Origin of the sequence: Nonomuraea sp. NPDC052129 (genome assembly GCF_040680095.1) — a bacterium.
Lineage (GTDB): Bacteria > Actinomycetota > Actinomycetes > Streptosporangiales > Streptosporangiaceae > Nonomuraea.
The window spans coordinates 34,811-48,615 of sequence record NZ_JBFAVX010000007.1 but is presented as its reverse complement, the minus strand read 5'-3'; the positions used below and the strand labels follow the sequence as shown (position 1 = coordinate 48,615).

14 protein-coding genes are annotated in these 13,805 nt (G+C 69.3%); 5 read left to right on the top strand and 9 right to left on the bottom strand.

Going from position 1 to position 13,805, the window contains the following annotated elements:
- The first annotated feature begins 203 nt into the window (after positions 1–203).
- The 4 genes from AB0L53_RS18170 (at position 204) to AB0L53_RS18155 (ending at position 4,534) form a co-directional block, all read left to right on the top strand.
- Entirely contained in the window at positions 204–1,139 is a 936-nt protein-coding gene (locus tag AB0L53_RS18170) for a hypothetical protein (protein WP_363994684.1), read from the top strand.
- A gap of 174 nt (positions 1,140–1,313) precedes the next feature.
- Positions 1,314–3,110 (top strand): Na+/H+ antiporter NhaA, encoded by a 1,797-nt coding sequence (gene nhaA / locus AB0L53_RS18165; RefSeq protein WP_363994682.1) that lies wholly within the window; start codon positions 1,314–1,316, stop codon positions 3,108–3,110.
- Between the two features lie 78 nt (positions 3,111–3,188).
- Positions 3,189–3,686 carry a hypothetical protein gene (locus tag AB0L53_RS18160; RefSeq protein WP_363994679.1) on the top strand — a complete coding sequence of 166 codons (498 nt, stop codon included), beginning with the start codon at positions 3,189–3,191 and terminating at the stop codon, positions 3,684–3,686.
- A 71-nt stretch (positions 3,687–3,757) separates the two neighbouring features.
- Entirely contained in the window at positions 3,758–4,534 is a 777-nt protein-coding gene (locus tag AB0L53_RS18155; RefSeq protein WP_363994676.1) for a hypothetical protein, read from the top strand.
- Here the strand turns inward: AB0L53_RS18155 and AB0L53_RS18150 are convergent.
- The gene (locus tag AB0L53_RS18150) at positions 4,521–4,973 is read right to left on the bottom strand and encodes a hypothetical protein (RefSeq protein ID WP_363994673.1); all 453 of its coding nucleotides are present in this window, start codon (positions 4,971–4,973) and stop codon (positions 4,521–4,523) included. The two genes, AB0L53_RS18155 and AB0L53_RS18150, sit on opposite strands and share 14 nt — an antisense overlap.
- A gap of 44 nt (positions 4,974–5,017) precedes the next feature.
- On the opposite strand from AB0L53_RS18150, the gene AB0L53_RS18145 reads away from it, so the two are divergent.
- Complete coding sequence (locus tag AB0L53_RS18145; RefSeq protein WP_363994670.1) at positions 5,018–5,992, top strand: YafY family protein; 975 nt, start codon at positions 5,018–5,020, stop codon at positions 5,990–5,992.
- A 2-nt stretch (positions 5,993–5,994) separates the two neighbouring features.
- Here the strand turns inward: AB0L53_RS18145 and AB0L53_RS18140 are convergent, their stop codons facing one another.
- The 8 genes from AB0L53_RS18140 to AB0L53_RS18105 form a co-directional block, all read right to left on the bottom strand.
- On the bottom strand, positions 5,995–6,996 hold the full coding sequence (locus AB0L53_RS18140) for an ABC transporter ATP-binding protein (RefSeq protein ID WP_363994667.1): 1,002 nt from the start codon (positions 6,994–6,996) through the stop codon (positions 5,995–5,997).
- Positions 6,993–7,979 carry an ABC transporter ATP-binding protein gene (locus AB0L53_RS18135; RefSeq protein WP_363994664.1) on the bottom strand — a complete coding sequence of 329 codons (987 nt, stop codon included), beginning with the start codon at positions 7,977–7,979 and terminating at the stop codon, positions 6,993–6,995. Before AB0L53_RS18135 ends, AB0L53_RS18140 begins: the two co-directional genes overlap by 4 nt.
- On the bottom strand, positions 7,976–8,803 hold the full coding sequence (locus AB0L53_RS18130; protein ID WP_363994661.1) for an ABC transporter permease: 828 nt from the start codon (positions 8,801–8,803) through the stop codon (positions 7,976–7,978). Before AB0L53_RS18130 ends, AB0L53_RS18135 begins: the two co-directional genes overlap by 4 nt.
- Entirely contained in the window at positions 8,800–9,780 is a 981-nt protein-coding gene (locus tag AB0L53_RS18125) for an ABC transporter permease (RefSeq protein ID WP_358557284.1), read from the bottom strand. The genes AB0L53_RS18130 and AB0L53_RS18125 overlap by 4 nt, the downstream gene beginning before the upstream one ends.
- Entirely contained in the window at positions 9,777–11,387 is a 1,611-nt protein-coding gene (locus AB0L53_RS18120; RefSeq protein ID WP_363994659.1) for an ABC transporter substrate-binding protein, read from the bottom strand. Before AB0L53_RS18120 ends, AB0L53_RS18125 begins: the two co-directional genes overlap by 4 nt.
- On the bottom strand, positions 11,384–12,094 hold the full coding sequence (locus AB0L53_RS18115) for a PIG-L deacetylase family protein (protein WP_363994656.1): 711 nt from the start codon (positions 12,092–12,094) through the stop codon (positions 11,384–11,386). Before AB0L53_RS18115 ends, AB0L53_RS18120 begins: the two co-directional genes overlap by 4 nt.
- Positions 12,091–13,026: a GNAT family N-acetyltransferase gene (locus AB0L53_RS18110; RefSeq protein ID WP_363994653.1), complete on the bottom strand. Its 936-nt coding sequence runs from the start codon at positions 13,024–13,026 to the stop codon at positions 12,091–12,093. The genes AB0L53_RS18115 and AB0L53_RS18110 overlap by 4 nt, the downstream gene beginning before the upstream one ends.
- Positions 13,027–13,168: 142 nt before the next feature.
- Complete coding sequence (locus tag AB0L53_RS18105; RefSeq protein ID WP_363994650.1) at positions 13,169–13,708, bottom strand: dihydrofolate reductase family protein; 540 nt, start codon at positions 13,706–13,708, stop codon at positions 13,169–13,171.
- Positions 13,709–13,805: the final 97 nt, after the last annotated feature.

Genomic DNA, 13,805 nt, shown 5'->3' with positions numbered 1-13,805 from the left:
CGATCATCGTTTCGCCACTCAATCGGGGCCGCGTGGCCCTGTTCATCAATTATTGGCTTAGTTGCGCTAAACGGGCCGTCACCTGCGGCTTTCCGTTTCCAGTGGTACGCGATGGCACTGCGGGGCACATGTGGCTGTCGTCCGGCTTACTCCCGGTTTAGACCCGCCGGGATTGAATCGGAGCAACTCAGCTGGAGGACATAGTGACGCCAACGCGTTCTGACCACCCAAACGAGGACCTGTCGATCGGACCGGACGAGCCGCGCAGGCGCGTCCCACGGCCGCTGATCGTTGCCGCGACCATCGCCATGGTGGCGACGAGCGGAATCGGAGTGGCCGCCGCGGCGTCGGGAACGCCGACGGAGACGCCGACTCCCACGCCGACAATCAGCGAGACACCCACCGAGACCCCGACCGAGACACCCACAGAAACCCCCACAACGACCGAGTTGCCGCCCATCAGCCCTTGGGGCTTCGTCGGCGCGATGCACGGCGAGTTCGCTGTGGCGACCAAGGACGGTTGCGGCGTCGTCACGCTGCTCGCCCAGACCGGGCAGGCGACCGCTGTCGCCGAGGACTCCATCACCGTGAAGAGCCAGGACGGCTTCGAGAAGGTGTATGCGATCAGCGAGTCCACCCGCACGATCGCGGGACGCCGTGGGACCAGCAAGGTCAAGGAGGGCGACTGGGTGTCGGTGACCGCCACCGCCAATGACGACACGGGCACAACGCCACCCACAGAGACGCCCACAGAGACACCGACCGAAACCCCAACAGAGACACCGACCCAAACGCCCACCGAAACGCCCGCCGAGACGCCGACCGTGACGCCCACAGTCACGGCGACATTGGCACCCACCGAGACGACCGCTCCAACAGCGACGGCGACGGCGACGGCGACAGCCGCTTACGTCTTCGACCTGTCCAGGCCTACCAAGAAGTTCTGGCGCGGCCACGGCTGGTGGCAGTCGAAGCAGTCGTGGATGAACCCGCCGACCTGGCGGACCCCGACCGCCTGCCCTACACCCACCGAGACCGTGACCCCGCCCGAAACCCCCACAGACACCCCGACCATCGACCCGACCCCGACAATCTCCGAGACCCCGACCCCAACCCCCACGCCCACCCCGAACTCGTGAGCATCCGGTAGCGGCGCGGCTCCTGTCCCGAGCAGCCCCCTCACCACCCCGGAAGTGCTCCGACCAGCCGCTCCACCCCTGAACCGCGGTGGGGCGGCCGATGCGAGGCGAACGTCGCCGCCCATCTTCGGTCTCACCCGCGCGCCGCTTATCATCGGACGCCGGGGGTCTGACATGTTGCGGGCGTTCTTCAAGACCGAGACCGGCAGCACCAGCGTGCTGCTGGCGGCCACCCTGCTTGCCCTGCTGTGGGCCAACTCCCCCTGGGGCGGCACGTACGAATCCTTCTGGCACACCAACATGGGCCTGTCGTTCGGCAGCGCCACGTTCGAGCTCGACCTGCGCCACTGGGTCAACGACGGCCTCATGACCATCTTCTTCTTCGTCATCGGCCTGGAGATCTCCTACGAGGCGCGGCTCGGCCAGTTGCGGGATCGGCGGCTGATCGCGGTGCCGGCGCTCGCGGCGCTGGGCGGGATGATGGTGCCCGCCGGTGTCTATCTGGCGCTGAACGCGGGTGGGCCCGCGGCCGGTGGGTGGGGGGTGCCGATCGCCACCGACACCGCGTTCGTGCTCGGCATGCTCGCCATCGTGGGCGCGCGGTGCCCGGAGCCGTTGCGGGTGTTCCTGCTGACGCTGGCGATCGTCGACGACGTGCTGGCGATCATCATCATCGCGCTCTTCTACACCGAGAGCCTGGACGTCATCGCCCTGGTGGTCGCCGCGGCGCTGCTGGCGGCGATCATGACGCTGCGGTGGCTGAGGATCTGGCGGGCGCCCGCGTACATCGTGCTCGGGTTCGCGCTGTGGGTGGCCACGCTGGAGAGCGGCGTGCATCCGACGCTGATCGGCATCGCGCTGGGCATCCTGGTGTTCGTGTACGCGCCCAGCGACCGCAAGTTGCTCCGCGCCGACGAGGCCGTACACGAGTTCACCAGCGATCCGAGCCCCGAGGCGGCCAGGGTGGCGGCGCGCACGCTGCGGCGGGCCGTGTCCGTCAACGAGCGGCTGCAGCTCCTGCTCCACCCCTGGAGCAGCTATGTGATCGTGCCGATCTTCGCGCTGGCCAACGCGGGTGTCCGGCTCGACGCCGAGACGCTGCGCACGGCCTTGACCTCGCCCATCACGATCGGGGTGGCGGCCGGGCTGCTGCTGGGGAAGTTCGTCGGCATCTCGCTGGGCACCTGGCTGCCGCTGAAATTCGGCTGGGGAATCCTGCCCGGCAACCTGGTCTGGGGGCAGTTGCTGGGCGGCGCGGCGGTGTCCGGCATCGGGTTCACGGTGGCGCTGTTCATCGTGGATCTGGCCTTCGACGACCCCGTGGCGCAGAGCCAGGCGAAGATCGGCATCCTGGCCGGGTCGCTGCTGGCGGCGCTGATGGGCGGGGCGATCTTCCGGATGGCCTGGGACCGGGGCGGGGTGTGCGCGCCTCCCGACGCCGAGCCGGAGGAGGAACTCCCCGTGCTGCTGACCGAGCCCGTGGGACCCGACGACCACATACGGGGGCCGGCGGACGCGCGGGTGACGATCGTGGAGTACGGCGACTTCGAGTGCCCCTACTGCGGAGCTCTCCATCCGGTCCTGAGCGAGCTGCTGCGGAAGTCCGCCGACGTGCGCCTCGTGTTCAGGCACTTCCCGCTGCGCACCATACACCCCCGGGCTTTTCCCGCCGCGGTGGTCGCCGAGGCCGCGGCGATGGAGGGCCGGTTCTGGGAGATGCACGACACCCTCTTCGACAATCAGCGCTTCCTGACCGACACCGACCTGGCCCGCTACGCCGCCGAACTGGACGTCGAGCCGTGGCCCGACGTGCCCGCGCAGGCCGCGCGAGTCGACGGGGACGAGGAGTCGGGCCGCGCGAGCGGCGTCCGCGGGACGCCCACGCTGTTCCTGAACGGCGTCCGCTACCAGGGCGACCTGGATCTCCGTTCGATCACCCGGGCGGTGGAAAGCGCGCGTCAATCCCCGTAAGGTCGCGTCTCGACAAGAGACCGCTCGAAATGCGTGCGTGCCTGAGCCGAAAGACTGGGACACCTGATGTTTGCCCAAGTGATATACATCATCCTCGCGCTACTGATGATCGCCCTGCTGATCGTGGGCGTCGTGCTGACGGTCAAGGCGAAGGCGGAGCACGGCCGGGCGGCCAGCTTGGGGATGTTCGGCTGCTTCGTGCTCCTGTTCGGCGAGGTCTACAACGTTGTGCGCATCTTCTCGCTGAACAGCCTGGTCAGCATGGTCGGCCTCGACTCGATCAACATAGTGCTGGCCGCGATAGACACGATCAGCACGCTCATCACCGCCGTCGGTGTGGGGTTGCTGATCTGGGCCGTGGTCGCCCGCCGCACCCCGGCCCAGCCGCAGCAGACGCCGGGCTGGCAGCAACCCCAGCAGCCACACGGCTGGCAGCAGCCTCAGCAGTCGGAGTGGCAGCGGCAGTCCCAGTCGCCGCCCGAGTGGCAGCCGCAGTCCCCGCCGCAGCCGCCCTCGGCCCCGCAGCCGGGCTGGCAGGACCCCGAGCGGCCCGGATGGCAGAACCCGCAGGGCTAACCAGCCGCCCGATCGCCAAGGAATGTGACAATGTCTGGATAAAAGCTCTCTGCGCCGCGTCCGAGGGGATCATGACTCCAGAGCAGCCGGATCAGCCCGGCCCCGACCCCAACCGGACCATCAGGCACCGCTGGCCGCAACCTGAGCCACCCCGCCAGGAACCCGGCCTGACGCCTTACACGCAGCGCCTGCCCTACACCCCCGACATGCTCCCCGACGTCCCCCAATACGAGGCCAAGCCACCGAAGTCGGGCTGGTGGTGGGTGATCGTGGTCGGCGGGATCGCGGTCCTGGTGGTCGCCGTCGCCGTGGTCGCCCTCCTGTGGGCCCGGAGCACCGTCGAGCCACCCGTCAAACCGGGCTCGCAGTCGTCCGTCAAATCGGGCCCCGCGCGGGTCACCGACACCAAGGCCCAGGTGTCCTACCTCATCCCGGAGGGCTGGAAGAAGGCCGACCGGCCGTCCTACACCTCGGGCATCGCCGCGGGCGGCGCGGTCGTGGTCGCCTTCCCGCAGCAGCAGGGCGGCATCGGCGGCGCCGCCACGTCCGAGCAGTTGCAGGCCAGGGCCGACGCCGTGGCGCTGGACACGGCCCGGCGGTTCCTGCCCGACCTGGGCAGCCGGGACGGTCTGCGCACCCGGGCGCTGGAGGTCGGCGGCCAGCCGGCGGCCACGGCGTCGTTCCGGGTGGTGTTCAAGAGCGCCACCAAGGATCCGGCTTATGTCCGCATCGTGGCGGTGCACACCGCCGATGGCGGCCTCTCCTACGTGTACGGCAGCACGGTGCCCGACGGCGACGCCGCCCGCCGGGCCCTCGACGGGGTGCTCGACAGCGTCACGCCCGCGTGAAGTCCATGGTCCAGTTGGTCTCCCAGGTCTGCCCGCCGTCCGCCGAGAAGGCCTGCTCCCACCGGCAGGAGTCCGGGCCGCGCACGGTCCAGATGAACCGGCAGCGCACCGGCGCGCCGTCGTGCTGTTCCTCGCCGTAGAACTCGCCCCGATCGCCGTCGAAGGCGCCGACCATGGGCGTCGTGTCGAGCGTTCCCCTGGAGGTGCTCGCCCAGTAGATCGACCACTGCTGTGTCGCGGGGTTGAAGATCCGGATGGTCAGCCCGGAGAAACCCCTGGCCGGGCACTTGATCTCGTCGAAGCTCGCCGCGCCGTCGAAGTGGCGGCTGGCCACACTGGTGCCGGGGAACTCGTCCCACTCGGCACTGCCCGTCAGGGGCTTGACGAGCCTGCGGTGGGTGACATTCCAGGAGCCGGCGAAGAAGTCGAAGTCGTTCATGCGGACGAACGTAGAGCAGGGTCACTGACAGGTAGTGTCAGTGAATGCGCGCCTCCCGGCTGGTCTCCCTCCTCCTGCTGCTGCAGACGCGCGGCCGGATGACGGCTCAGGAGCTGGCCGAGCGGCTCGAGGTCTCCGTACGGACGATCTACCGCGACGTCGAGTCGCTGCACACCGCGGGCATCCCGCTGTACGGCGACGCCGGGCCGAAAGGCGGTTACCAGCTCCTCGACGGCTACCGCACCCGGCTCACCGGGCTGACCACGGACGAGGCGGAGTCGTTGTTCCTCGCCGGGCTGCCGGGTCCGGCGGCCGAGCTGGGATTGGCCGCCGTGGTGACGGCCGCGCAGCTCAAGCTGATGGCCGCGCTGCCCGTCGAGCTGCGCGACCGGGCCGGGCGGATCCAGGAGCGCTTCCACCTGGACGCCCCGACCTGGTACCGCGACGCGCAGCCGGTGACGCACCTGCCGGCCGTGGCCGACGCCGTGTGGAACGAGCGGGTCCTGGAGGTCAGATACCGCCGCTGGAAGGCGCCGCAGGAGGTCGAGCGGCGGCTGGAGCCGTACGGGCTGGTGGTCAAAGCCGGACGCTGGTATCTGGTGGCGCGGGCCGGTGAGCAGGTGCGTACCTACCGGGTGTCACAGATCCTCGGGCTGCACGCGCTGCCCGAGCGCTTCACCCGGCCCGACGACTTCGACCTGACCGCCTACTGGCAGGCGTACCTGGCCGAGTTCGAGGCCCGGCTGCGGTGGGGCGAGGCGGTGATCCGGCTGTCTCCGCAGGGGATGCGGCTGCTGGCCAACCTTATGACGCCCGGGGTCTCGGCGGCGGCGAAGGAGAGCGCGCAGCCGTCGGACGGCGAGGGCTGGACCCAGGTGACGGTCCCGATCGAGTCGATCGAGCACGCGGCGGGTGAGTTCCTGCGGCTCGGCACGGACGTCGAGGTCCTCGCTCCCGCCGAGCTCCGCGACCGCGTCGCCACCACGGCCGAGGAACTGACCCGCCGCTACCACGGGTGAGCTCAGCGCAGGAGCGCTGTCTCCTCGGCCTGCCAGCAGTGCGTCCAGTGCCCCTCGCCCACCTCGGTACGGCCGGGCACCCGCTCCGAGCAGACCGGCAGCGCCACCGGGCAGCGTGGATGGAAGCGGCACCCGCTCGGCGGCTCGATCAGGCTGGGTGGCTCGCCGTGGCGCGTCGCCTCCGGTGCCGTCACCCGGTCGGGGTCGGGCGCCGACTCCAGCAGCAGCTTCGTGTAGGGATGGGCGGGCGACTGGGTGAGCGTCTCGCCATCACCGCTCTCGATGAGCCGCCCGGCGTACATCACCGTGATGTCCTCGGCGAAGTAACGCGCGCTGGCGATGTCGTGCGTGATGTACAGGAGCGCCAGCCCGCTCTCGTCGGCCAGTTTCTCCAGCAGGCGCAGCACGCCGAGCCGGATCGACACGTCGAGCATCGACACCGGCTCGTCGGCAATGAGCGCGATGGGCCGCACGGCCAGCGCGCGGGCGATCGCCACCCGCTGCCGCTGCCCGCCCGACAGCTCGTGCGGCATCTTGTCCATGAACTGATCGACCGGTGTGAGGCTGACGCGTTCGAGCAGCTCGGCGACCTGCTCCTGTTCGTGCGCGGCGGAGCGGACATGTCCGTGGATGCGCAGCGGTCGCGCCAGGTGGTAGCGGACCCGGTGGAACGGGTTCAGCGAGGCGAACGGGTCCTGGAAGATCAGCTGCACCTGCCGCCGGTAGTCGCGGAACGCCGCCCCGCGATGCGCCTTCACCCGCTCGCCGCGCAGCAGCACCTCACCCGAGGTCGCCGGGTACACCTGGGCGAGCAGCCGCGCCACCGTGCTCTTGCCGCAGCCGCTCTCGCCGACCAGCGCGGTCACCGTTCCGGAGCGCAGCGCCAGGGAGACATCCTCGACCGCGCGTACCGGGGGCCGCTTCCCGAACCGGCCGCGCGGGCCACGGGCCGCGGTGAAGTGCTTGGTGAGGTTCCGGCCCTCCAGGACGATCTCGCCGCTCACTGGCGCACCCCCTTGTCGTCGTTCAGCAGGCACGCGACCTGCCCTTCCGCGCCCGGGACCAGCTCGGGTTGCCGTACCGAGCACGTGTCCATGGCGAACCGGCAGCGCGGATGGAAGGCGCAGCCGGGTGGCAGTGAGCGCAGGTCCGGCGGGGTGCCCGGGATGCCGAGCAGTTCCTCGCGCGGCCCGTGCAGCCGGGGGAACGAGCGCAACAGACCCAGCGTGTACGGGTGGCTGGGCGACTTGTGCAGCGCCTTGGCCGAGCCCGTCTCCACCACCCGGCCCGCGTACATGATGGCGATCCGGTCGGAGATCTCCATGAGCAGGGACAGGTCGTGCGTGATGAACACGACCGCGAAGCCGTACTCCTCCCGCAGCGTCCTGATCTCGTGGAGGATCTCCCGCTGGACGACCACGTCGAGCGCGGTGGTCGGCTCGTCCATGATGATGATCTCGGGGTTGAGCGCCAGCGCGATGGCGATCGCGGCGCGCTGGCGCATGCCGCCCGACAGCTCGTGCGGGTAGCCGCGCCGCCGGTCGGCGCTGATGCCGACGCGTTGCAGCAGCTCGACCGTCCGCTCGACACGCTCCTTGCGTGACATGCGCGGGGCGTGGACGCGGAGTACGTCGTCGATCTGGTCGCCGATCGTGCTGACCGGGTTGAGCGCGTTCATGGCGCTCTGGAAGACGACCGCCAGCTCCTTCCAGCGGAAGGCACGCAGCTCGCCGCGACCGAGCCCGAGCACGTCGACCGGCTCGCCGTCCCTGCGGTGGTAGACGACGGAGCCCGAGGTGATCGCCGCCGGTGGGCGCAGCAGCCGGGCGACGGCGTTGGCCAGCGTCGACTTGCCGCTGCCGCTCTCGCCCGCCAGACCGAGGATCTCGCCCCGGCGCAGGTCGAGCGAGACGTCGGAGACGGCGTGCACGGCGCCGCTGCCCGACTGGTAGTCCACGCTGAGGTCGCGGATCTCCAGGACGTTCATGCGCGGGCCTTCCGGACCTTGATCGTCCGCAGACGGGGGTTGGCGATCTCGTCGATGCCGAAGTTGACCAGCGCCAGCCCGGTGCCGATCAGCGCGATGCACAGCCCCGGCGGGATGAACCACCACCATGCCCCGATGAGCAGCGCCTGTCCGTTCTGTGCGAAATACAGCATGCTCCCCCAGCTCACGGTCGACAGGTCGGCCAGGCCGAGGAAGGACAGCCCGGCCTCGGCCAGGATCGCGCCGACGACCGTGGCCAGGAAGCTGGTGGCGATGACGGGCAGCAGCACGGGCAGGATCTCGAAGAAGATGATCCGCAAGGGCCCTTCGCCGCCGGCCCGGGCCGCCGCCACGAAGTCGCGCCGCCGTACCGACAGGGTCTGGGCGCGCAGCACGCGGGCACCCCAGGCCCAGCCCGTGACGGCGATCACCACGGCGACCGAGGCGACGCCGCGCTGCGGCAGGTAGCCCGCCAGCACGATGATCAGCGGCAGCGAGGGCAGCACCAGGAAGATGTTGGTCAGCACCGAGAACGTCTCGTCGATCGCGCCGCCGAAGTAGCCGCCGACCAGGCCCACCGCCACGGCCAGCACCGTGGCGATCACCGCCGACAGCAGGCCGACGCCCATCGAGATCCGGGCGCCGTACACGATCTGGGTGAGGATGTCCTGCCCGGTCTGCGTGGTGCCGAGCCAGTGCGCGGCCGAGGGGCCCTGCAGGCCGTCGTTGCTGGTGGCGGCCGGATCGGCGCCGATGAGCAGCGGCCCGACGAGCGCCATCAGCGCGAAGAAGACGAGGATGCCCACGCCGATCTTGATCTTCACTGGGCCTCCTGCCGGGTGCGGGGGTCGAGGACCACGTACGCGAGGTCGGCCAGGAAGTTGGCGACGAGCACGGCCAGCGAGATGACGAGGAAGATGCCCTGCATGAGCGGAAAGTCCTCGTTCTCCACGCCTTTGAGGAGCATCGACCCGATTCCCGGATAGGAGAACACGATCTCGGTCAGCACCGAGCCGCCCACCACGAAGCCGAGCGACAGCGCGAAGCTGGTGATGTTCGGCAGGATCGCGTTGCGGGCCGCGTAGGCCCACATGACCCGGCGGCTGGTCAGCCCCTTGGCCTCGGCCATCACCACGTAGTCCTCGCCGAGCGTGGTCACCATGACGTTGCGCATGCCGAGGATCCGGTCGGCCATCGAGGCGACCACGATCGTGACGGCCGGCAGCGTCGCGTGGTAGAGCACGCTCGCGGCGAACTCCCCGGTGAAGCCGGGCGCGACCTCCAGCCCGTACGCCCGGGAGACCGGGAACCACTGGAGCGTAACCCCGAAGACGAACACCAGCGCCAGCGCCACCCAGAAGTACGGCACCGCGTGCATGAACGTGGCGGCGGGCAGCACCCCGTCGAGCCAAGTGCCGCGCTTCCACGCCATCAGCACGCCCAGCGAGGTGCCGACGAAGTAGCTGATCAGCGTGGCCACGCCGACCAGCCCGACCGTCCACGGCAGGCTGTCGGCGATGACAGTGGACACTTCGGTGGGAAAGAAGGTGATCGAGCGGCCGAGTTCCCCATGAGCGAGATTGCCCAGATAATCCAGATACTGCTGCCACAGGCTCGCGTCGCTGATCCCGAAGGCCCGCCGCATCGCGTCGATGGCGGCGGGGTCCACGTTGTCCCTCATCCGGGCGACCAGCAGCTCGACCGGGTCCCCCGGCATGAGCCGGGGGATGAGGAAGTTGAGCGTGACGGCGGCCCAGGCCGTGAGCAGGTAGAACCCGAGCCGCCTGGCCAGAAACCTCACTTGGCCGCCGGCTTCAGGTGCAGCAGGACCACGGCGGCGTCCGGCGAGGTGTACGGCGAGGGCATCGCGTACGGATCCTGCTCGGAGGGCCAGCCGACATACTTGTTCGTCCGGTACTGCGACCAGGCCGGGCTGTAGAACAGCGGCACCGTCGGCAGCTTCTCCACCATGATCTTGCCCAGCCCTTGGACGGCCTTCTGCTGCGCGGCCTCGTCCTCGGTGGCCGCGTACTCGTTGATCAGCTTGTCGGTCTCCGCGTCCTTCCACCGCTCGTAGTTGCCGGTCCCCGGCTTGCCGACCGGCTGCGCCAGGTCGCCGTAGAGCATCGAACGCATCTGGGAGTACGGCGTGGGCCCGAAGGGCGTGGTCCTGATCGACAGGTCGTAGTCACCCTTGCCGACCTTGGACACCCAGTCCGCGAACGCCACACCCCGCGTGTCCAGCTTGATGCCGACCTTGGCCAGGTCCTCCCTGATGAGCTGGGCGGCGTTCACCCAGTCGGTGAACGGCGAGGGCACCAACAGGGTGAAGCTCAGCTTGGCCGGGTCGACGCCCTTGAGCAGCTCCTTGGCCTTCTCCACGTCCACCTTGAAGGCCGCGTCCTTGTACTCCGCGGGCAGGTATGCCTCGCCGCCCGGCATCGGCACGCTGGTCGGATGCGCCGGCTTGGTGTAGCCGCGCTCGGCCACCCGGACGATCTTGTCCCGGTCGACGGCCAGGCTGATGGCCTGCCGGACCTCGGGCTTGGCCAGGATCGGGTTGGCCTGGTTGGGCAGCAGGTTCACCACGCCCTCGGGCGGGAAGAAGAACTTGTTGATCTCCGGCTTGCCCTGGACGTAGATCTTGTCAATGTCGGGCACGAACGCGCCCGCCCAGTCGAGCTCCCCCTGCTGAAGCGCCGTCTGCACCGCGTTGGCGGTGTAGGCGGGGAACTTCAGCGTCGGCACCTCCGGCTTGCCCGGCTGCCAGTAGCCCGGGTTCTTCTCCATCTCGTAGAGCTGCGAACTGAACTTCGACAGCTTGTACGGCCCGGTTCCCACCGGTTTGGGGTTCGTGAAGGTGACCGGATCCTGCTGCTTCTCCCAGAGGTGCTTGGGCACGATGGGGGTGTTGCCGGCGATGTTGTAGAGCTTGGCGTACGACGTGGACTTGAACGTGAGCTCCACCTTGTCCGGCGCGAGGACCTTGGTGCCCGCGATCTCCAGCGCGCTCCTGTTGAGCTGGGCGTTCTTGCCGAGCAGATCGAAGGAGAAGGCCACGTCGTCGGCGGTGAACGGCCGCCCGTCGGTCCACTTCACCCCCTGACGCAGGGTGAAGGTGATCGTCTTGCCGTCGTCGGACCACGCGTGCTCAAGAGCCAGCCAGGGGGTGACCTCGCCGGGCTTGAGCTTGTTGAAGAACTCCAGCGTCTCGTAGATCATCCCGGACGTGCCGAAGTTCACGTTCTCCAGGTGGTACGGGTTGAAGTCCTCCTGGAAGGTGCCCGCGTCCACCGCGTGAATGACTAATGGCGGCGAACCGGCGGTGTTCTTGCTCGTTGAGCCGCTGCTCGAACAGCCCGCCACCGCGACGGCCAGCGCCGCGGTGACCACCAGGCTTCGTTTCATTGAGGTGCCGCCTTTCCGAGGTAACGCGCCCGGAGATCGCGGGAGCCCTTCGGCGCGGCGAACGCCTGGGCCCGGCGGAATCCGGCTGGTGCGCCGCGCACGATCGTCAGCGCGCGGTAGTAGTCCACGTACGGGAAGCCGTACGTCTCGCCTCGGGCGTACGCGTAACCCGTGATCGCCTCCGACCAGACCTCGTAGGCCTCGTCGGACAGGTCGACGAACACGTCGGGCGTGTAGCCGTCGGCGTCCTCCCAGTTGTCGGCGTAGTAGAGCTCGCTCGCCCAGTACGCGGGCAGGTCGCGCTCGAGCGTTTTCAGGCCGCCGTAGAAGCGGGCGTCCCGCACGATCCGGTGGGTGCTGGCGTGGTCCTTGTGGATGGACTCGCCCCAGTGGGTGAGGATGACGTCCGGCCTGAGCTCCCTGATCAGGTCGCCGACCCGCATCTTGACGTCCTCGTCCTCGGGCAGCAGGCCGTCCTCGTAGTCGAGGAAGCGCACGCCCGCGCCGATCGCCGTGGCGAACGCCTCCGCCTCGGCGCGCTTCTGCTCGGCGTACTCGGGGATGGACAGGCGCGGGTGGCCGCGCTCCCCGAGCGTGAGGTGCAGCAGCGTCGCGCGGTCGCCGCGCAGGACATGCTGGGCGAGCACGGCGCCCGCGGTCAGATCCAGGTCGCCCGCGTGGGCCCCGATGGCGAGCACATGGGTCACGCCGACCGCCTCATCACGTGGAAGCGCCTGGTCACCTCGTAGCCTGCTTTGCCGTAGAGGTGACCGGCCGGGCTGGCCTCGCCCGTCCACAGGAACCACGAGGAGTGCAGGGCTTCGGCCCGCATCATGGTCATGGTCAGGTGGAGGAGGATCTTGCCGAGCCCGGTGCCCCGCTCGCCCGGATCGACCCCGAACGGCCCGAACCTCTCAGGGATCCCCCGGTAAGCCCCGTATAACGCGAACCCGACTATTTCCGCATTTTTCGCGATAATCATGCGTTTGGTGTCGCGGTGCTGCCTGATCGCCTCGCCCCAGTCCGGGTTGAAGACGTCGGCCGCGAACCGGATGAGCTCCGGTAACTCCCCTTCACGCGGGCTGCGGAACTCGTACCCCTCGCTCTCCCGCTTGGCCCGCAGCGCGTGCACCTCGTCGGGCGTCACGTAGCCGACCAGCGTGCGGTCCATCGCGACCGGCGAGTAGAGCGTCTCGAACCCCAGCCCCTCCAGCAGCCGGTACCCGTCGGGGTAGAGCGCGGCGTCGGCTCCCGGCAGCACGTAGTTGGGCGTGTAGGAGGAGAAGTCGATCCTGGTCCTGCCCTGGGCTTCGAGGAAGGCGACCGCCTCGCCGAGCAACCGCCGCCCGAGCCCGGCCCCCCGGTGCTCGGGCGCCACGAAGAAGAACGGGATCCAGCCCGTCTCCGGCTCCAGGTCGGTGCCCGGGGCGAGCGGGGTCAGCCGGCGCACGGCGTACGCGCAGCCGGCCACGCGCCCGTCGATCACGGCGACCCGCAGCCCCTCGGGGTCGAAGTTGGGGTCGAGCAGTACGCAGTCACGGAACCAGCCGGAGGTCGTGGGGTCGCCTGGCATGCTCTGATTCCAGGCGTCTATGAGGGAGACCTCGTCCCCCGAAGCGAACGCGCGGACAGTGACCATGGGGGTCCTTTCACCCTGGGCTCTGCTTTCCCACCCTCCCCAGTGATGAAGACCAAGGTCAAGATGTATCAGGAAAAAATTTTCTCCGCCGAGGTTGGCCTAGAAACTTCTTTTCGCCTCCGGTAAGAATGGAACGTTGGCCTCACAGGACGCGGAACCAGAGGTTCGTCGCCTGCGGCGCGCTGGTCAGGCTCAGGCGTTCGAGCTTGACGTCGGCCCCGCCCGGCCGGTCGAACAGCCGGACCCCGTCGCCGAGCAGGACGGGCGCGATGAACACGAGGATCTCGTCGAGCACACCGGCCTCGAGGCACTGCCGGGCGGTGTCGGCGCCGAGGACGTTGACGTACTTGTCGCCCGCGGCGGCCTTGGCGGCGGCGACGGCGCCGTCCAGGTCCCCGACGAAGGTGACACCCGGCACCGGCGTGTCCGGCGCGTGGTGGGTGAGCACGAACTGCGGTCCGCTCCATCCCCCGCCGAACGGCTTGCCCTCCTTGTCGGTGCCCCTGTGCGGATCGTCGCCGCGGAAGGTGCGGTTGCCGACGAGCAGGGCACCGATCTTGCCGATGACCTCGTCCACCAGCGGGTTGGGCCCGATGTGCTCGGTCAGCCAGGACATGTCACCGCCGGCCCCCGCGATGAACCCGTCCAGCGACATGGTGCACGAATACAGCAGCTTGCTCACGACGTACCTCCATCCATCATGGTTGTTCTGATGAGACGGAGGTTCGGCCGAAAACTCATCGGTGCGTCGGCGGCAGCCCGGACGGGACCGGCTCACT